17 protein-coding genes and 1 pseudogene are annotated in these 18,390 nt (G+C 42.6%); 17 read left to right on the top strand and 1 reads right to left on the bottom strand.

Annotated features, from left to right (window positions below):
* Positions 1 to 1,014 precede the first annotated feature (1,014 nt).
* Positions 1,015 to 1,413 (top strand): TnpV protein, encoded by a 399-nt coding sequence (locus ACESTK_RS00705; RefSeq protein WP_318289587.1) that lies wholly within the window; start codon positions 1,015 to 1,017, stop codon positions 1,411 to 1,413.
* 1,352 nt (positions 1,414 to 2,765) lie between these two features.
* Positions 2,766 to 7,541, top strand: a pseudogene (locus tag ACESTK_RS00700) (N-6 DNA methylase); the annotation flags it as partial.
* Between the two features lie 107 nt (positions 7,542 to 7,648).
* Here ACESTK_RS00700 and ACESTK_RS00695 read toward each other — a convergent pair.
* The gene (locus ACESTK_RS00695) at positions 7,649 to 7,987 is read right to left on the bottom strand and encodes a helix-turn-helix domain-containing protein (RefSeq protein WP_054754266.1); all 339 of its coding nucleotides are present in this window, start codon (positions 7,985 to 7,987) and stop codon (positions 7,649 to 7,651) included.
* A 120-nt stretch (positions 7,988 to 8,107) separates the two neighbouring features.
* On the opposite strand from ACESTK_RS00695, the gene ACESTK_RS00690 reads away from it, so the two are divergent.
* The 15 genes from ACESTK_RS00690 (at position 8,108) to ACESTK_RS00620 (ending at position 18,385) form a co-directional block, all read left to right on the top strand.
* On the top strand, positions 8,108 to 8,674 hold the full coding sequence (locus tag ACESTK_RS00690) for a flavin reductase family protein (protein ID WP_054754268.1): 567 nt from the start codon (positions 8,108 to 8,110) through the stop codon (positions 8,672 to 8,674).
* Positions 8,675 to 8,803: 129 nt separating this feature from the next.
* A complete protein-coding gene (locus ACESTK_RS00685) occupies positions 8,804 to 9,766 on the top strand; it encodes a DUF3991 and toprim domain-containing protein (protein WP_117825223.1) in 963 nt (320 codons plus the stop codon).
* Complete coding sequence (locus ACESTK_RS00680; protein ID WP_002594669.1) at positions 9,763 to 10,182, top strand: DUF3846 domain-containing protein; 420 nt, start codon at positions 9,763 to 9,765, stop codon at positions 10,180 to 10,182. The genes ACESTK_RS00685 and ACESTK_RS00680 overlap by 4 nt, the downstream gene beginning before the upstream one ends.
* A gap of 135 nt (positions 10,183 to 10,317) precedes the next feature.
* Positions 10,318 to 10,476, top strand: a complete 159-nt coding sequence (locus ACESTK_RS00675) for a DUF3789 domain-containing protein (protein ID WP_087203228.1) — start codon at positions 10,318 to 10,320, stop codon at positions 10,474 to 10,476.
* Positions 10,439 to 10,780, top strand: coding sequence for a plasmid mobilization relaxosome protein MobC (mobC, locus tag ACESTK_RS00670; protein ID WP_002594670.1), 342 nt, complete (start codon positions 10,439 to 10,441; stop codon positions 10,778 to 10,780). The genes ACESTK_RS00675 and mobC overlap by 38 nt, the downstream gene beginning before the upstream one ends.
* Positions 10,771 to 12,156 carry a relaxase/mobilization nuclease domain-containing protein gene (locus tag ACESTK_RS00665; RefSeq protein WP_373118165.1) on the top strand — a complete coding sequence of 462 codons (1,386 nt, stop codon included), beginning with the start codon at positions 10,771 to 10,773 and terminating at the stop codon, positions 12,154 to 12,156. Before mobC ends, ACESTK_RS00665 begins: the two co-directional genes overlap by 10 nt.
* Entirely contained in the window at positions 12,140 to 12,934 is a 795-nt protein-coding gene (locus ACESTK_RS00660; RefSeq protein ID WP_002594672.1) for a PcfB family protein, read from the top strand. Before ACESTK_RS00665 ends, ACESTK_RS00660 begins: the two co-directional genes overlap by 17 nt.
* A 6-nt stretch (positions 12,935 to 12,940) precedes the next feature.
* On the top strand, positions 12,941 to 13,825 hold the full coding sequence (locus tag ACESTK_RS00655) for an LtrC-like protein (protein WP_118374195.1): 885 nt from the start codon (positions 12,941 to 12,943) through the stop codon (positions 13,823 to 13,825).
* A gap of 12 nt (positions 13,826 to 13,837) precedes the next feature.
* Positions 13,838 to 14,041 carry a hypothetical protein gene (locus tag ACESTK_RS00650; protein ID WP_008789327.1) on the top strand — a complete coding sequence of 68 codons (204 nt, stop codon included), beginning with the start codon at positions 13,838 to 13,840 and terminating at the stop codon, positions 14,039 to 14,041.
* Positions 14,028 to 15,836: a VirD4-like conjugal transfer protein, CD1115 family gene (locus ACESTK_RS00645; RefSeq protein ID WP_118374196.1), complete on the top strand. Its 1,809-nt coding sequence runs from the start codon at positions 14,028 to 14,030 to the stop codon at positions 15,834 to 15,836. Before ACESTK_RS00650 ends, ACESTK_RS00645 begins: the two co-directional genes overlap by 14 nt.
* A gap of 19 nt (positions 15,837 to 15,855) precedes the next feature.
* Complete coding sequence (locus ACESTK_RS00640) at positions 15,856 to 16,218, top strand: glutamyl-tRNA amidotransferase (protein ID WP_118374197.1); 363 nt, start codon at positions 15,856 to 15,858, stop codon at positions 16,216 to 16,218.
* Between the two features lie 73 nt (positions 16,219 to 16,291).
* Positions 16,292 to 17,128, top strand: a complete 837-nt coding sequence (locus tag ACESTK_RS00635; protein WP_002594677.1) for a hypothetical protein — start codon at positions 16,292 to 16,294, stop codon at positions 17,126 to 17,128.
* Between the two features lie 14 nt (positions 17,129 to 17,142).
* Positions 17,143 to 17,280: a hypothetical protein gene (locus ACESTK_RS00630; RefSeq protein ID WP_017144064.1), complete on the top strand. Its 138-nt coding sequence runs from the start codon at positions 17,143 to 17,145 to the stop codon at positions 17,278 to 17,280.
* A complete protein-coding gene (locus tag ACESTK_RS00625; RefSeq protein WP_118049505.1) occupies positions 17,264 to 17,632 on the top strand; it encodes a PrgI family protein in 369 nt (122 codons plus the stop codon). The genes ACESTK_RS00630 and ACESTK_RS00625 overlap by 17 nt, the downstream gene beginning before the upstream one ends.
* Positions 17,633 to 17,734: 102 nt before the next feature.
* Positions 17,735 to 18,385 carry a hypothetical protein gene (locus tag ACESTK_RS00620; protein WP_118374198.1) on the top strand — a complete coding sequence of 217 codons (651 nt, stop codon included), beginning with the start codon at positions 17,735 to 17,737 and terminating at the stop codon, positions 18,383 to 18,385.
* The last annotated feature ends 5 nt before the right edge of the window (positions 18,386 to 18,390 follow it).

Here is an 18,390-nt window from a genome sequence, read left to right as displayed (position 1 = left end):
CCGATGGTGGAAAAATCAGGATTACTTTTCGTGATGGACACACAGCAGACAGAGTGTGCAAGTATATTGATGACTACCATTTGTATGTCGGAAATTGCTGCTATCATATATGTGAGTTTGCTGAAAAAATGGAGCTTAATGGAAGCAAAGTTGAACCTATCAATCAATCCGAACCGTCAAAAAACAAGACCAGAAACAGAGAAAAACAGCGATAAGGAGGTGCAAGAGTAATGGCACGAAAATATGACCTTATTTCTGAGCTTTACAACCGCACCTGCAAAACGGTTGTGTCAAATCCTCAGAACTGGCAGGCATTCTTGGCTTCGGCTTGCCGAAATTATAAGTTACGTTATGACGAGCAGCTACTTGTATATGCACAGCGACCTGATGCAACGGCGGTTCTTGAGATAGAGCAGTGGAACAAAATTTTTGGCAGATGGGTCAACCGAGGTGCAAGAGGTATTGCTGTTTTTGCTGATGAAAACCGTTCACGGCAAAGACTGACACATTACTTTGACATTTCAGATACTCACGAAAGCAGATATTCAAGAACAGTCCCGATTTGGGATATGCGTCAGGAATACGAAGCTGATGTGATTGAAACATTGGAAAGCACTTTCGGAGAGATTGAGAATAAGAGTAGTCTTGCCGAAGCAATTATGGGAGCAGCAAGAAATGCGGCAGAGGATAATATCCCTGATTATCTGCAAGACCTTTACTATGCAACCGAGGGCAGTTCCTTCGAGGAAGTGGAAGAGGATATTGTGGCTTTCATTTATAAAAATGTCGTGACAAATAGTGTGGCATATATGATGATGTCAAGGCTTGGCGTTGATACGGACGGTTATTTTGAACTTGATGATTTCAGAGATGTTACCAATTTCAATACGCAGGAAACACTCAATGCACTTGGATTTGCTACCAGTGATATTGCAGAAATGGGATTGACGGAAATATCTAAAACAATTACTGCACTCAACCGTCAAAATCGCATAATTGTCGGTCAGGACAGAAATGAATACAATAAGGTTGAAAATAACGACGAAAGGAGTTTGGACAATGAACGAACTGACCTACACGATGGTGGGCGATTACAGCCTTCCGAACCTGAAACTTCCACAGCAGCCGGAAGTGACTTTGGGCAGATACGCTCAGATGAGGAGAGATTTTCTGAAGGAACATCACAGAGTCCTTTACTACAATCTCCTGACGAGGGGCGAACTGACACAGCACTTGGCGGAAGTGGAACAGAGAGCCAGCAAGATGGAGGAAACAATCCTGAGCCAGATGGCACAGAAAGAGGGAGTGAGCGAACAGATGAAAGCGGAGGATATGATGAAATGGGTTCGTCTGATGAACTCCCTTCGCAGCTCGGCACAGGAAATCGTGAAAGCGGAAGTGATATTCGCTTAGAGTATTACGACAGAACACACGAGGATAAAAGCCTTCCGTTCTTTGGGCGTGATGAAGTAATCAATGAAATTCTCAGAACGACACCACATTTATCAGCAAGTCTGGAAGAAATCAAAGATTATTATGAACGTAATCCTGATAACAAAGACCGCACAGAGTATATAAAGAGTATTTTCAATAATGATTATACCGAGCTTACTTTAGAGGATGGCAGGACAGTAGGGTACAAGACCTTTGAAAACGTTCTGCATTTGTGGGAGGGCAAATACGACAGCAGAACCGCACAGAGTTTTTATGATTGGGCTGTTATTGCTCGACATTTTGAAGCTATGCGATTATTGGGAGAATTAAGTGACAGCATAAAACCATTACCGTCAATGGACGGTCAGATGACATTCATATTAGACGGTCGGGCAGAGGAAAAGAAAACCTCTGCCTTTACTTTTTCTCAGGAGATTATCGACGCTGTTCTTGCGAATGGAAGCGGATTTTCTGAGGGTAAAATGCGTATCTATGAGCAGTTTGAAAAAAGCCTTTCAGCAAAAGAAAACGCAGACTTCTTAAAAAATGAGTACGGTTGGGGCGGCTCTTATCCAGTAATAATCGGAGCAGGAATTGATGAGAGTCACGATGGAAAAGGTATTACGATTACGAAAGGTATCGGTAAAGAAAATCCACATATCACGCTTTCGTGGTCGCAGGTGGAGAAACGTATCGGGGAACTTATCCGAATGGACAGATACTTAAATCCAAAGGAAAAAGAACGCTATCCTCAGTGGCTTGAAAGTCAAGAGGAACGCAGAGCCAAAATCGAGGAAACGAAAAGAAACCGTGAGATACTCTCTAATGCACCACCGGAGCAGGAACTAGCCGAAAAAGAACCTGAAGAAGCGGAAATATCGCAAGATGTGAAATATGAATATCATCTTGGCGATAAGGTGTATATCGGTGCTTCTGAGTACGAAATCTTATCTGTTGATGATGAGAGAGTAATGCTCTATGACTATGATATGCCACTGTTCAATAAGGAATTTTCACGCACAGAGTTTGACAGAAAAGTGCGTGAGAATCCGATGAATGAGCATTTGATTGTAAAGGAAGAACCTGCCGAAGAAAGAAATGAAACGGAAGAAGTTCAGACCAATATGGGCAGTATGCCGATTGAAGATTATCGAGAGATAGTAGCTTCGCAGTCAGGTTTTGACAGCTATGATGAGATGTATCATCAGGGGTATCGCATAGGAAACGGTTATGATAAAGAGCCTGAGCCGGTAGTTCCCGCTTGGGAGCAGAAGAAAAAAGTCAAAGGCTTTGACTTGCACCCTGATGTATCTATGGCAGAACGCCACACCTTTAATCTCAAAGAAAATGAGGTTGAAACAGTTGGTAAAAAGGAACGCTTCCGCAGAAATATTATGGCGATACAGCTTCTAAAAAAATGTCAGGAAGAAAACAGATTTGCCACTCCTGAAGAACAGATTATCTTATCAAAGTACGTTGGTTGGGGTGGGCTTTCAGAAGCCTTTGATGAAAATAATTCAGCGTGGGCAACGGAATATCTGGAACTTTCTTCGGTATTAACACCGGAGGAATATGCTTCGGCAAGAGAAAGCACGTTGACTGCGTTCTACACGCCGCCCGAAGTTATCACAGCCATTTATAAGGCAATGGAGCAGATGGGCTTTAAGGAAGGCAACTTGTTAGAGCCGTCCTGCGGTATCGGTAATTTCATCGGTATGCTGCCGGACACAATGCAGGACAGTAAGATTTACGGTGTGGAACTTGATACGATTTCCGCAGGGATTGCACAGCAGCTTTATCAGAAAACAACCATTGCGGCACAAGGATTTGAAGAAACCAATCTGCCGGACAGCTTCTTTGATGGAGTGGTTGGCAATGTGCCTTTTGGAGATTTTAAGGTGTCGGATAAAAGGTACGACAAGCATAAGTTCCTGATACACGATTACTTTTTTGCCAAGTCCCTTGATAAGTTAAGACCCGGCGGTGTGATGGCACTTGTAACGAGCAAAGGCACAATGGATAAGGAAACTTTAGCAGTACGAAAGTATATTGCACAGAGGGCAGAGCTTCTTGGAGCAATCCGATTGCCGAATAATACCTTTAAGGGTAATGCAGGAACGGAAGTCATTTCGGATATTCTTATCCTGCAAAAGCGTGACAGACTGATAGATATTGAGCCGGATTGGGTTCATCTTGATACCGATGAGAACGGAATTAAGATGAACTCTTATTTTGTGCAGCACCCCGAAATGATACTCGGAGAAATGAAAATGGTATCGGGGCGTTTCGGTATGGAAGCAACTTGTGTGCCGTATGAAAATGCAGACCTTGCAGCACAGCTTGATGAAGCAGTAGCAAACATTCACGGAGAAATCACGGAATATGAAGCCGAGGAAGAACTGGAGGAGGAAGATAATTCTATTCCGGCAGACCCGGCAGTGAGAAACTTTTCATATACGGTGGTAGACGATAAAATCTATTATCGTGAAAATTCCCGTATGACTCCGGTGGAAGTGTCGGCAACCGCAGAGAACCGAATTAAGGGTATGATTGCTATTAGAAATTCCGTCAGAACGCTGATTGAATTGCAGACAGAAGATTACCCTGACAGCGAAATCAAAGCGGAGCAGGAGCGATTAAACAGACTTTATGATACCTTTTCAGGTAAGTACGGACTCATTAACAGCCGTGCAAATACCTCTGCTTTTTCGCAGGACAGTTCATTCTCTTTGCTTTCCGCATTGGAGATAATCGGAGAGGACGGAGAACTGGAACGTAAGGCTGATATGTTTTCTAAGAGGACAATTAAGCCGCATACTCCGGTTACTTCTGTTGATACGGCAAGCGAAGCGTTGGCGGTATCTCTTGGAGAAAAAGCCACGATTGATATGGACTATATGATGGAGCTTTCCGGTAAATCGGAGAATGAAATCTTTGAGGACTTAAAGGGTGTTATCTTCCTAAACCCGCTTTATGAGTATGGAAATTCTTACGAACCGAAGTATCTGATGGCTGATGAATACCTTTCGGGTAATGTCAGGGAAAAGCTGAAGATTGCAAAGAACTCGGCAGAACTCTATCCGGAAGATTATAAGGTCAATGTGGAAGCACTTCAAAAGGTGCAGCCGAAAGACCTGACTGCAAGTGAAATTTCCGTGCGACTTGGTGCAACTTGGCTGCCACCGGACGATGTGCAGGAGTTTATCTTTCATTTGCTTGAAACACCACGCTATGCACAGTGGAATATCAAAGTTCACTTCTCTCCATTTACGAGTGAGTGGAATATTGAGGGCAAATCTTACGACAAAGGAAATGTAAGGGCATATAACACTTACGGAACTTCCCGCATCAATGCCTATAAGATTATTGAGGAAACGCTGAATTTAAAAGATGTGCGTATCTTTGATTATATCGAAGATGATGAGGGAAAGAAAAAGGCTGTCCTGAATAAAAAGGAAACAGCGATTGCTCAGTCGAAGCAGGAAATGATTAAGCAGGAATTTCAGGACTGGATATGGTCTGACCCAGAACGAAGGGAAAGGCTTTGCAAATCCTACAATGAGAAATTCAATAGCGTCAGACCTCGTGAGTATGATGGAAGTCATATCATCTTCAATGGTATGAACCCTGAAATTGAACTCAGGGAACATCAGAAAAATGCGGTTGCCCATATCCTTTACGGAGGAAATACGCTTCTTGCACACGCAGTCGGAGCAGGAAAAACTTTTGAAATGGTAGCGGCAGCACAGGAGTCGAAAAGGCTTGGACTTTGTAATAAGTCACTGTTTGTTGTACCAAATCACTTGACCGAACAATGGGCGGCTGAGTATTTGCAGCTCTATCCGGCGGCGAATATCCTTGTCGCAACAAAGAAAGATTTTGAAACCAAGAACCGTAAAAGGTTCTGCGGCAGGATTGCAACCGGAGATTATGACGCAGTTATCATCGGACATTCACAGTTTGAGAAAATCCCGATGTCCATTGAAAGACAGAGGGCAATCTTAGAACAGCAACTTGAGGAGATAACCGGAGGAATTGCAGAACTCAAGCGAAACCGAGGGGAAAACTTCTCCATAAAACAGCTTGAAAAGTCAAAGAAATCCATCAAGCAGAAACTTGATAAACTCAATGACCAGACGAAAAAAGATGATGTTGTAACCTTTGAGGAACTTGGTGTAGACAGGCTTTTTGTTGATGAAAGCCATTATTACAAGAACCTTTATCTTTATACAAAAATGCGTAATGTGGGCGGTATCGCACAGACGGAAGCACAGAAATCTTCCGACCTCTTTATGAAGTGTCGTTACCTTGACGAGATTACCGGAGGGCGAGGAACCGTATTTGCAACGGGTACACCTATCTCAAACAGTATGGTGGAACTCTATACGATACAGCGATATTTGCAGTACAACACGCTTGTGAAAAATGGGTTGCAGCACTTTGATGCCTGGGCTTCCACTTTCGGAGAAACCATTACGGCAGTGGAACTTACACCGGAAGGAACAGGATACAGAGCAAAGACAAGGTTCGCAAAATTCTATAACTTACCGGAACTAATGGCGATGTTCAAGGAGATTGCGGACATTAAAACAGCAGATATGTTGAACCTGCCAGTACCGGAAGCAAAGTACCATAACATTGCAGTAAAGCCGTCGGAAATGCAGAAGGAAATGGTTGCTTCCCTTGCAGAGAGAGCCGAGCAGGTGCGTGGCGGCGGTGTGGATTCAAGCGTAGATAATATGCTGAAAATCACGAATGACGGAAGAAAACTGGCTCTTGACCAGCGTATGCTAAACGATATGCTGCCTGATTTTGAGGGCAGTAAAATCAATGCCTGCGTCGATAACATCTATCGGATATGGGAAGAAAATATCGACAAAAAATCGGCACAGCTTGTGTTCTGCGACCTTTCCACTCCGAAGAATGATGGCACATTTTCCGTCTACAACGACATCAGAAAGAAGCTGATTGAGAGAGGTATTCCTGAAAGTGAAGTGAAGTTCATACACGAAGCCGACACGGATATGAAGAAAAAAGAACTGTTCCAAAAGACCCGCAAGGGAGAAGTCAGAGTGCTTCTCGGCTCTACTCAGAAGATGGGAGCAGGGACGAACGTGCAAGACAAACTTATTGCACTTCACGATGTGGATTGTCCGTGGCGACCTTCAGATTTGGAGCAGCGTTCCGGTAGAATTGTCCGTCAGGGCAATGAAAATCCGCAGGTAGAGATTTATCGCTATGTAACAGAGCAGACCTTTGATGCATACCTCTATCAGCTTGTGGAAGGTAAGCAGAAGTTCGCAAGTCAGATTATGACGAGCAAATCTCCGGTCAGGTCGGCAGAGGACATTGATGAAACCGCACTGTCCTATGCAGAGATAAAAATGCTTGCAACAGGCAATCCGTATATCAAAGAAAAGATGGACTTAGACATTCAGGTGCAGAAGCTGAAGATGTTAAAATCCAATTTCTTATCGGAGAAATACGGACTGGAGGATAAGGTCATCAAGTTCTATCCACAACAGATTGCTTACTTAAAATCCCGTGTAGAGGGACTTACAAAAGATGTTGAAACAGCAAAATCACACCCGAAACCGATAGACGAGCAGCCGCTTGGAATGATGGTATCGGGTGTTTCTTATTCCGAAAAAGCCGAAGCAGGTCAGGCAATCATCAATGCCTGCAAGTCAATGAACAGTCCTGATGCGATACCACTTGGCGAGTACCGTGGCTTTCAAATGGAACTGTATTTTGATACGGTGCAGCGTAATTATGTTGTGAAATTAAAAGGCGAAACGAGCAGAGATGTACCGCTTGGCGATGATTCTCACGGTAATATCGTGAGAATAGATAACGGCATAGAACGCTTTGAGGAAGCACTTGCTGATACGAAAAACAGCCTTGAAAATACGGAGAAGCAGTTTGAAACAGCGAAGCAGGAAATCGAAAAGCCGTTTGCAAAGGAGGAAGAATTGAGGGCAAAAACTGCCCGACTTGATGAGCTGAATATCCTGCTCAATATGGATAAAAAAGAAAATGAGATTGTCGGCGGAGAACCTGATGAGGGCGAAATGATTGAAAAGAAGTCAAGAAATTTTGAAAGATGAGTTTAGAATTGCGGTATGGAAAAATCCCATACCGCAGATAGTATGTTAGGTAAGATGGTACAAAGTTATACTGTCAGAAATAATATTTTCAAAAAAATTAGAAGATGTTAATCTGTCAGTTTGTTTTCTTCACCCCAAACACAAAGCTGATCTAACACTACCATTAGTGACTTGCCACGTTCCGAAAGACAGTATTCCACCTTGGGTGGAATTTGAGGATATTCAGTACGGATAATCAGTTTGTCAGATTCTAGTTCCTTGAGATTGCTACTTAATGTTTTATCGGAAATTGTTTTCAGATAACGCTTCAGCTCATTGAACCTTACAGTTTTAAATTCCATTAAACAATAAAGAATGACCATTTTATGTTTGCCGGAAATCAGGGACAAGGTGTAAGCAAAGCCTGTATCTTCAAAATTGGCATTTTCAATGTAGTTTTGTATCATTATACTTTCTCCTTGGATAGTACCTATCATTTTTACCAGTACTTGAAATTCTGAATTGATTGGATATAATTATAAGCAGGATAAATAATTCTGTCAATCTAATTTTAAGGAGAGATTATTATGAGAACAAAGTTGAAAATTACGGAAGGAATTTTTCCTATGCCAGTGTTGATGGTGGCAACTTATAATGAGGACAACAGTGTGAATGTAATGAATGCTGCTTGGGGGACAATGCAAGCAAGGGACATAGTTGCATTGAATCTTACCGAAACACATAAAACCGTGCAAAATATTAAGGCACGAGGTGCATTTACTGTTAGTATCGCAGATGTAGAACACTTGGTAGAAGCAGATTATTTTGGCGTAGAGTCTGGTAATCGTGTAACAGATAAATTTACACGTAGCGGATTGACTGCAAGTAAGGCTGAAGTCGTAGATGCTCCTATTATCAATGAGTTTCCAATTTGTTTAGAATGTAAATTTATTGAGTATCAAGATAATGAATACGGTTGTGGCGTTATTGGAAAGGTAGTGAATGTAACTGCCGATGAGAGCGTTATGGTAGACGGTAAAATTGATATTTCCAAGGTAAATGCCATTGCATTTGACCCTTATACTCATGGTTACTACAAGGTTACAGAGCGTGTGGGTGAAGCTTTCAAAGATGGGTTAAAACTGAAAAAGTAAAGCTACAGGAAAGAAAAATTGATTAAGAGAAGATTCTTTCATAAAACATAGACACAAAATTTAATATTATATAGCCACTTGGTTTTCAAAAAATCAGGTGGCTATTTTTATTTTAAGGAGGTGGTCGATATGCCTTTTATCGCACCTGAGTTAATCATTCAGGCGAAGCAGATGGACTTATTAACCTACCTGAAAAATTATGAACCGTATGAACTGGTTAAGTTTTCAGGTAACACCTATTGCACCAGAACCCACGACAGCTTGAAGATTTCAAACGGGAAATGGATATGGTGGTCGAGAGGTATCGGCGGCAGGAGTGCTTTGGATTATCTGATTAAGGTCAAAGGTTACAGCTTCCTTGAAGCAGTGGAAACCATTATCGGACACACAGCGATTCAAGCTCCGGTCTATGAAAAGCCACAGGCAAAAGAGGAAAATAAACCACTTCTTCTCCCTGAAAAATGTGTTTCCAACAGAGTGATTACAGAGTATCTTTTCGGGAGAGGAATAGATTTTGAAATCATCAATTACTGTATCTCTAATGACCTTATCTTTGAGAGCCTGCCGTATCACAATGTTGTGTTTGTAGGCTATGACGAGAAGAAAGAGCCGAAATATGCAGCCTACCGTTCCACGAATAAGCGTAGAATTATGGGCGATTGCAGTGGCAGTAAAAAAGATTATTCTTTTCGGCTTGGTAAGGAAAACTTAGAGGAAGTACACCTCTTTGAGTGTGCCATTGACTTGTTATCCTATGCCACACTTGCGAAGCTGAACGGGCAGGATTGGAAAGAAATGAGCTTTGTTTCGCTGTCCGGGGTGTATTCTCCGGCAAAGAAAATTGAGGACAGTAAAGTGCCGATTGCACTGGAAAAGTATCTTGGCAGTAACCCATCTGTCAGGAAAATCCGTATCCATTTTGACAATGATATAGCGGGCAGAAAGGCAGCACAGACCTTAAAAACCATTCTGCCGGATAAGTATGAAATCGTTGATGAGCCACCAAAAGCAGGTAAGGACTTCAACGATTTTCTTTGTATGCGGATGGGAATTTACAATAAAAAAACACACGAAAGGAATGAAGAACGATGAATGATTCAAAGATTAAAGTTCTCTTGGTAGAACCGGAAAAGTACCCGAAGGAAATTGTAATCGACGACAGTCTGGAAGCAATGCAGGAGGTTGTCGGCGGGGATATTGAGGAATATATGCCCTATGACGATGACGTTGCAATCATCTGTAATGAGGAAGGAAAGATGAGGGGACTTCCGCTTAACCGTGCAGTTTATGTGCAGGACAATGATAAGAAAGAGATGGTAGATATTATCTGCGGCAAATTTTTTATCTGTTATGCACCGCCTGAGAGTGAGAGCTTTCAGAGCTTGCCGGACGATATGATGAAGAAATACAAGGAACAGTTCAAGTATCCTGAACGCTTTTCTAAGGAAGTGGGCGGCAATATCGTGGCTGAACCTTTTAAGCCGAAATCAAAGGATTATGAGAGATAGTAGACTGAGAACGGGGCAACCCGGAGGAGATGTTTATTCTTAGCGAGCAGACCATTTGGATAAACACAGTTTCCCAAACGGTAAAAGGCTCGTTAGGGGTTGCCCCTAATACCCCGTGAGAAAGGAGAACTTGATTTGAGAGAGTTATTACTTATCGCCGCCGGGACACTGCTCGGCAGTTGTCTTGGCGTTACGATGATGTGCTTATTCCAGATTAACAAAGATTGCAGAGTAAAGAGAAAGGAAGATACCGATTATGAGAAAGAGAAACATTCAGAAGATTGTACGCTTTAACCGCAAGGAAGCACAGGACTTGGCAGCAAAGGCAAAGAAGGCTTGTCTTTCCGAAGCAGGACTTATCCGTTTACTTATCAGAGGTTACGAACCGAAAGAGAAACCCGATGACCGTTTCTATGATGTGATGAGGGAACTTTCCTCTATCGGTAATAACATCAATCAGCTTGCTGCCAAAGCGAATACACTTGGTTTCATTGACGCACCTATGCTGAAGAATGAAGCTGCAAAGTGGAATAAGTTCCAGTCAGAGATTGAGAGGACATATCTTCGTCCAAATCAGAGCGAAATGAAATGGCAGTAACAAAGTTGTGGTCGGTAACAGAAAGGCTCGGTCAGGTCATTGACTATGCGACCAATCCCGAAAAGACTTCTGCAAAAATCAAAAGGGAGTTTTCGCCGGAACAGTATCAGGCTCTTGCAGATGTTATTGCTTATGCAAAGGACGAGGAAAAAACAGAGCGTGAGTTCTATGTTGAGGGTATCAACTGTAATGTAGCGATTGCCCGTGACCAGTTCATAACGGTTAAGGAGCAGTACCAAAAGACAGACGGTATCCAAGCCTATCACGGATATTTGAGTTTCAAGGAAACAGATATATCTCCTGAGATGGCACAGAAAATCGGAATGGAGTTTGCGAATGAAGTGTGGGGGAAAAGATTTCAGGTCGTTGTGACAACCCATCTGAACACAAAGCACCTGCACTGCCATTTTGTCGTCAACTCTATTTCTTTCGTCGATGGCAAACATTTGTGGGGCGAGGAAAAAGCGTGGTTCAAATTCCGAAAAGTTGCAGACAGGATTTGTGAGAAGTACGGACTTTACTATGACCCGAATCCGAACCGCAGTAAGCAGTCGGAGTATCTGACGATGAAAGAAAAAGCAGGTATGCCGACACGCTACTCGGTTGCAAAAGAAGCCATTGATTATGCTATCGACCACAGCAAGACCCTGAAAGAATTTCAGTTTGCTCTCAAGGAAATGGGATATGCCTATAACTTGAGTCCAAGCCGAAAATACTGGACGGTCATTCCAAAGGGATACGATAAGCCGATACGACTGAAAAATCTCGGAGCAGATTATACCAATGACCGGATTGTAGAGCGTATCAAAGAAAATCGTGACAGATGGGCAGAGATTGAGCCGTTCCAGAAGGCAACTTATAAGCCAAGACAGTACCGTATGCAGACCAGAGGACAGAAACTGAAAAAGAAAGGCGGACTTTACGGGCTGTATTTGTATTACTGTTACAGACTCGGTTATCTGCCCAAGTATAAGAAACAGAATAACGCAAGGCTTCATTATCTTTTGAAAGATGATTTGATGAAGCTCGATAAGATTACTGATGAAGTAAGGCTGCTCGGACGAGAAAATCTTTCCACGGACGAACAGCTTTTTTCATATAAGACTTCCTTAGAGGAGCAGATGAAAAATCTGATTGCCGGAAGAACACATCTCCGAAAAAAGATAAGAACAAATATTGATGATGGTCAGCTTCAGGCGGCAAAAGATGAAATCACTTCTATCAATGGAGAATTGAAGAAACTTCGACGGGAAGTAAAACTCTGCGAGGATATTGCAGAGAGGTCAAAGGTTATGGAAGAAAACCTTGAGCATATCGAAACAGAGGAACAAAAACAGCAGAGAAAGGAGAAATCACGCTATGAACAACGGTGGTGACGCAGCAGAGCAGGTCGTTAGGCTTTCGCTTGAAGGATTTGAAGTTGCTGCAAGATTAAGCGGTTCGGCGGCGAAGAATATCGCATTGCTTTTGGTATCGGTTCTGAAGCAGGAACAAAAGACGAAGGGCAAAGCAAGGCTTACCAATATGATTAAGTCAGGCAAGGAGCTGAAAGTCTTTTCCATTCCGCAAAAGGATTTGAAGAAGTTTACCGAACAGGCAAAACGCTATGGCGTTCTTTATTGTGTCCTCAGAGATAAGAACACAAAGGGAGAGAACGCTCCGGTAGATATTATTGCAAGAGCAGAGGACGCTTCTAAAATTCAGCGTATCGTTGAAAGATTTGAACTTGGCAAGGTGGATAAGGCTTCGATTGTCAGTGAAGCAGAGAAGGCTATCGCAGACCGTGAAGCGGTTGAGAAAGAAAAGCCGACCAAATCCAAGAGTGAAATCATTATGGAAGAAGCAGTCAGAAATCCAATGCAGAAAGAGGAGCGAGCAAACGCAAACCCCTCAGTCGCCAAAACAGACAAAAGCCCTCTGTCAAGGCAAAACTCAGAGCCGGTAGAAACGCAATCTGATAAGGGTGTTGCAAAGCCAGTGGAAAAGCCATCGGTCAAAGAGAAACTTGACCGTTACAAGGCACAGGCAAAACAGCAAAAAGAAGCAGAGCGTAAAGAGCCGGAGGTTAAGAAAGACGGCAAGAAGCCGCAGCAGAAAAACGGTCAGACGGTACACCGTCAGCCGAAGAAGAAATCCAAAACAAAAGAGAGGTAATTCACTATGACAAATGATTTCAAACCCGCAAAGGTTGGCGGTAATCAGCCAAGATTATCCAAAGAGGAGTATGCAGAAAAGAAGCGAGCAGAAAAAGAAAAAGTCTATCAGATGATTGATGATGCTGCCCGTGAGATTGTGAGTGACCCTGAGAAGTTCAAGAACTTTCTTGATACGCAGAGTCGAATGGACAGATATTCCGCAGCAAATGCTCTCCTTATTTACAGTCAGTATCCGCAGGCGACACAGCTTAAAGATTTTGATGATTGGGGTAAGGACAATGTGAAGATTACCAAAGGGGCAAAGAGTATTTCTATCCTTGAACCAGTGGAATACACAAGAGCAGATGGTTCTCCGGGTATTTCCTACAATGTCAAAAAGGTATTTGATGTTACGCAGACAAATGGAAGAAAAGCTCCGGCAGTATCAGCAAACCGTGACCCGAAAGCACTTATCACGACAATGCTTGATGTATCTCCGGTGGAGGTTGCGGCAACCGATGAACTTCCGTATCCGAATATGGCAGCTTTCTATAATAATGAAAAGCAGACCTTGTATGTGAAGCGTAATGTGGGCGACAGCGTAGCAGTTGCCCAGTGTGTCGCTCAGGAACTCGGACACGCACAGCTTTCTATCAACAGTGAAAGTTACAGCCGCAGGGATATGGGCTTTCAGGCAGTGTGTATCGGATATATGCTTTGCAAGAAGTATGGAGTAGATACACAGAATTTTGCAATTAACCGTATTCCGGAGGGACTGGCTTCCAAAGAGCCGAAAGAAATCCGTGCGGAGCTTTCCAAGACACGAAATGCAATGGCAGAAATTCACAGTCATATCTCTGATGAAATGTTCCGCAAGAAGCAGGAGCGTTCAAAGGACTATGAGAGATAACGGAGGGCAGATATGGAAAAAGAAAAACTTTACCACATTGCTTTGGACGATTATGAACACGGTGTTGTCATTCGCTCCTTAAACGATGAGAAAACAAAGTTGATGGAGGAAGGTAAGTCCGCAGACGCAGTAGACGACCTGCTTGTAAAAGTCGGAAATGCCCCATTGAAAAAGTTCAAAGTGATTGAAAGGAAACGCTCAGATGAAGCGAGATAATGACAGGCAGACTGCCATTATTTTATCCATTGTCGGTATCGTTCCGGTCATATGGCTGGCACTTCTGATTGCACCTTCCATAAGCGGAGGATTGCCGGAGATAGCAGCCAATCTTGCGACACTCTTTGATAATCCATTTTCCATAAAATTATGTGGGGACAGCCTGAAAACTGTCCTCTTTTTACTTTTATGCTATGGAATGGGTATCGGGATTTATTTCTCAACAAGAAAGAATTACCGCAGACGAGAGGAACACGGTTCTGCCAAATGGGGCAATGTCAGAGCCATTGATAAAAAGTACCGACAAAAGCCGCTGTCAGAAAATAAGCTGATGACTCAGAATGTGTGCATTGGGCTTAATGCCAAGAAGCACAGACGAAATCTGAATACGCTTGTGTGCGGTGGCTCCGGTGCAGGTAAGACAAGATTTTATGCAAAGCCTAATATTATGAACGCTGCAAGAAACAGCTATGTGATATTAGACCCGAAAGGGGAAATCCTGCGAGATACGGGACATCTTCTTGAGAAGAAAGGTTACGAAGTGCGTGTGCTTGATTTGATTTCAATGGAGAAAAGCCATTGTTACAATCCTTTTGTTTATTTGCAGAATGACAATGATGTGCAGAAGCTCGTAACCAATCTTTTTAAGAGTACCACTCCGAAAGGTTCACAGAGCAATGACCCATTTTGGGATACGGCAGCGTCAATGCTTCTGCTTGCACTTGTATTTTATCTGCATTATGAAGCACCGCCGGAAGAACAGAATTTTGCGATGGTAATGGAAATGCTCAGAGCCGGGGCGATTGAGGACGAGGACGACCCAAGTCCTTCTCCGCTTGATAATCTGTTTTCGGATTTGATGATAGATAATCCTGACCACATTGCTTTGAAGTATTACCACTCTTATCATTCCGGTTCTTCCAAAACATTAAAATCCATACAGATAACCCTTGCAGCAAGGCTTGAAAAGTTTAACTTGGAAAGTCTTGCTGCTCTTACTTCTGCCGATGAACTGGATTTGCAGTCACTCGGAGAGAAAAAGGTGGCACTGTTTGCACTGATACCGGATAACGACTCTAGTTTCAACTTCTTGGTATCCATTCTTTACACACAGCTCTTTCAGCAGTTATTTTATGCAGCCGACCATATCCACGGCGGTTGTCTGCCGATGCCTGTTCATTTTATGATGGACGAATTTGCCAATGTTTCACTGCCGGACGACTTCGACAAGATACTGTCGGTTATGCGTTCCCGTGGGGTATCGGTAAGCATCATCTTACAGAACTTGGCACAGCTTAAAGCCTTGTTTGAAAAACAGTGGGAGAGCATTGTGGGTAACTGCGATGAATTTCTTTACCTCGGTGGAAATGAGCAGTCAACCCATAAATATGTGTCGGAGCTGTTGGGCAAGGAAACCATTGATACCAACACGTTCGGAAAGAGTACCGGAAGAAGCGGTAATTATTCCACCAACTATCAGATTAGCGGTAGAGAGTTACTTACCCCTGATGAGGTGCGTATGCTCGATAATCAGTACGCTATTTTATTCATCCGTGGGGAAAGACCCATTATGGATTTCAAATATGACATTATGAAACACCCGAATGTGGCACTTACCACAGACGGAAAGGCGAGTCCTTATAAGCACGGAGAAGTCACAAAAGATATTGCTTCGATTGCCATTTGGGACATTGACCCTGCAACACTTCCTGAAAAGGGAATGGAAGAAACGAACTGGGAACTTCTTTCCGATGAGGAGATGGAAGCTCTGTTCATAAACAATCAAACAAATTAAATTTTGGAGGTATTCAACTATGACTATTTTTAAGAAAAAAGCAACTGACATTCAGGAAACAAAGAAACTGCTTATGACCGGAAAGGTTAAGAAAGGCTTCCGTGCTTACTGCACAATGGTCATTGTCGGTGCGTTGGCACTTGGAATGACAACGACTGCATTTGCAGCGAATGACCCGCTTACCGTAGTCAATAATCTGTCCGACTTTATCTTCGGACTTATCCGTGCCATCGGTATGATTTTGCTTGGCTTTGGTATCGTGCAGGTCGGTCTTTCACTCAAATCTCACGACCCTTCTCAGAGAGCCAATGGCTTCCTGACTCTTGCGGGCGGTGTCATTATAACTTTTGCGAAAGAAATCCTTACTCTTATCACAGGCTAAGATAAGAGTTACACAGTTATCGAGGGGTGTGCCAAGTTAAGGGACACCCCTTAATTGTAAGGAGGTGCTTTGAATGAGTGATAACTGGGTAGTTCAAAATCTTGAAAATGCCCTTGAAACTTGGAATGAAAAACTGTCGGAAATATGGACACTCATCACAACTACACCGCAGAACTTTAAGGGCGGGAATATCTGGAAGGTTATTGTTGACATCAACGGTGCAGTTCAGGCTATCGGGCTTGCCTTACTTGTATTGTTTTTTGTGATAGGTATGGTAAAGACCTGCGGAAGTTTTACAGATGTGAAGAAACCGGAACACGCTTTAAAACTCTTTGTCCGTTTTGCATTGGCGAAAGGTGTTATCACATACGGAATGGAGCTTATGCTTGCATTATTTAATATCGTGCAAGGGACGATTTCAACCATTATGAATGCTGCCGGATTTGGAACTCCGGAACAGACGACCTTACCCGCAGAGATGGTAACGACCATAGAGGATTGCGGATTTTTTGAGAGTATCCCTTTGTGGGCGGTAACGCTTATCGGAGGATTATTTATCACGGTGCTGTCGTTCATTCTGATAATGACAGTGTATGGACGATTTTTCAAGTTGTATATGTACACAGCACTTGCACCGATACCGCTTTCCACATTTGCAGGAGAACCTACACAGAATGTCGGCAAGAGTTTTATCAAGAGCTATTGTGCCGTTCTGCTTGAGGGAGCAGTCATCGTACTTGCTTGTATTATTTTCTCCGTATTTGCTTCATCGCCGCCAGTGGTTAATCCTGACGCAGCAGCAGTTACGCAGGTGTGGGCATATATCGGGGAATTGGTATTTAATATGCTCGTTCTTGTCGGTGCAGTGAAAATGTCTGACCGTATTATCCGAGAGATGATGGGACTTTAAGGAGAGATTTTGAGATGAACCAAAGAGATTGTAAGAAATGTGTTTACTATGGCGGTAAACGGAAGGGCAAAGTCTTTTGCCTGAATGATAAATGCGTGAGGGAGAAAGACCGAAACCGCAGGAAAGGAAACAGATATGGAAGTAAAAATTAACCGAGAAATCAGAAATTATACAGAGTCAATGTTTTTTGGACTGTCGCTCAGACAGTTCATTTTTTCTGTTCTCGCTTGTGGCGTTGCAGTAGGACTGTATTTCTTGCTCAGACCGTATGTTGGCACGGAAACCGTATCGTGGGTGTGTATTTTGGGTGCTGCTCCGTTTGCGGCACTTGGTTTTGTGAAGTACAACGGTATGACCGCAGAAAAAGCAATTTATGCGTGGATAAAGTCGGAGTTTTTAATGCCGAAGAAGTTGGTATTTCACTCCACCAATGTTTATTATGAACTGATGAAGCCAAGCATTGAACAGAAGCAGAAAGACCATTTCCGAGAATCTAAAACATAAAATGAGATTTAAGCTATTGACAGACAAGTGCTTTCTGAATATACTATAATGATTTAGCATTTGACTAGATGGGCGGCTTGGGAAGAAAGGAGAAAAGTTAATATGTATAAGTATGTGGAAGACAAACAGTTTCTGAGCCGTATGCGTTCGTTATGTGGAGAAATAATGCAAGACCTTTGTCATACGCTTAAAGAAGAATATGATATTGGTGCTTCATTCTATCTCGTGGGTAGTGGTGCAAGAAACCTGATATTACAAAATGCTAATCGACCGATTGATTTGGATTATAATCTTGAAATTACAAGAATAGATGATTGGGAAGATTGCAAAGAAATCAAAGAATGTGTCAGAAAGGCTTTCAATATTGTTCTTAGAGAATATGGGTGGAGCGACTGCCAAGATTCTACCTCATCTTTGACAACGGAAAAGCGACACTTTAATCAGGGAAATAGTACAGAATTTTCAATGGATATTTGTATTGTTTGCGAGGATACAGACGGGAACTATCATCGCCTTATTCACGATAAGCGATGTTTTCCAAACAGATATTTTTGGAATCAAGCACCTAATTCAAGAAACATTAGAGAGAAAGCGAAGTATGTCAAAGAAAAAGAAAAATGGACATTAGTTAGAGAGCAGTATCTGAGAATAAAAAATCAGTATTTGACTTCCAACGACTACAATCATTCCTCTTTCATTTGCTATATTGAAGCAGTCAATAATGTATATAATTCAAGAAAGCACTGGAACTAAATAAA

Origin of the sequence: Ruminococcus sp. Marseille-P328, from assembly GCF_964249465.1 — a bacterium.
In the GTDB taxonomy this organism is placed as follows: domain Bacteria; phylum Bacillota; class Clostridia; order Lachnospirales; family Lachnospiraceae; genus Blautia_A; species Blautia_A faecis.
This window is presented reverse-complemented; position numbering and strand designations above follow the sequence as displayed.

What these genes read in the sequence shown, in the direction of transcription:
- ACESTK_RS00630 (WP_017144064.1), top strand. Translation starts at nt 17,143, where the DNA reads ATGAACCAAAGAGATTGTAAGAAATGTGTTTACTATGGCGGTAAACGG.
- ACESTK_RS00705 (WP_318289587.1), top strand. Translation starts at nt 1,015, where the DNA reads ATGAATACAATAAGGTTGAAAATAACGACGAAAGGAGTTTGGACAATG.
- ACESTK_RS00650 (WP_008789327.1), top strand. Translation starts at nt 13,838, where the DNA reads ATGGAAAAAGAAAAACTTTACCACATTGCTTTGGACGATTATGAACAC.
- ACESTK_RS00665 (WP_373118165.1), top strand. Translation starts at nt 10,771, where the DNA reads ATGGCAGTAACAAAGTTGTGGTCGGTAACAGAAAGGCTCGGTCAGGTC.
- ACESTK_RS00690 (WP_054754268.1), top strand. Translation starts at nt 8,108, where the DNA reads ATGAGAACAAAGTTGAAAATTACGGAAGGAATTTTTCCTATGCCAGTG.
- ACESTK_RS00620 (WP_118374198.1), top strand. Translation starts at nt 17,735, where the DNA reads ATGTATAAGTATGTGGAAGACAAACAGTTTCTGAGCCGTATGCGTTCG.
- ACESTK_RS00625 (WP_118049505.1), top strand. Translation starts at nt 17,264, where the DNA reads ATGGAAGTAAAAATTAACCGAGAAATCAGAAATTATACAGAGTCAATG.
- ACESTK_RS00655 (WP_118374195.1), top strand. Translation starts at nt 12,941, where the DNA reads ATGACAAATGATTTCAAACCCGCAAAGGTTGGCGGTAATCAGCCAAGA.
- ACESTK_RS00645 (WP_118374196.1), top strand. Translation starts at nt 14,028, where the DNA reads ATGAAGCGAGATAATGACAGGCAGACTGCCATTATTTTATCCATTGTC.
- ACESTK_RS00635 (WP_002594677.1), top strand. Translation starts at nt 16,292, where the DNA reads ATGAGTGATAACTGGGTAGTTCAAAATCTTGAAAATGCCCTTGAAACT.
- mobC (WP_002594670.1), top strand. Translation starts at nt 10,439, where the DNA reads ATGAGAAAGAGAAACATTCAGAAGATTGTACGCTTTAACCGCAAGGAA.
- ACESTK_RS00660 (WP_002594672.1), top strand. Translation starts at nt 12,140, where the DNA reads ATGAACAACGGTGGTGACGCAGCAGAGCAGGTCGTTAGGCTTTCGCTT.
- ACESTK_RS00695 (WP_054754266.1), bottom strand. Translation starts at nt 7,987, where the DNA reads ATGATACAAAACTACATTGAAAATGCCAATTTTGAAGATACAGGCTTT.
- ACESTK_RS00640 (WP_118374197.1), top strand. Translation starts at nt 15,856, where the DNA reads ATGACTATTTTTAAGAAAAAAGCAACTGACATTCAGGAAACAAAGAAA.
- ACESTK_RS00680 (WP_002594669.1), top strand. Translation starts at nt 9,763, where the DNA reads ATGAATGATTCAAAGATTAAAGTTCTCTTGGTAGAACCGGAAAAGTAC.
- ACESTK_RS00685 (WP_117825223.1), top strand. Translation starts at nt 8,804, where the DNA reads ATGCCTTTTATCGCACCTGAGTTAATCATTCAGGCGAAGCAGATGGAC.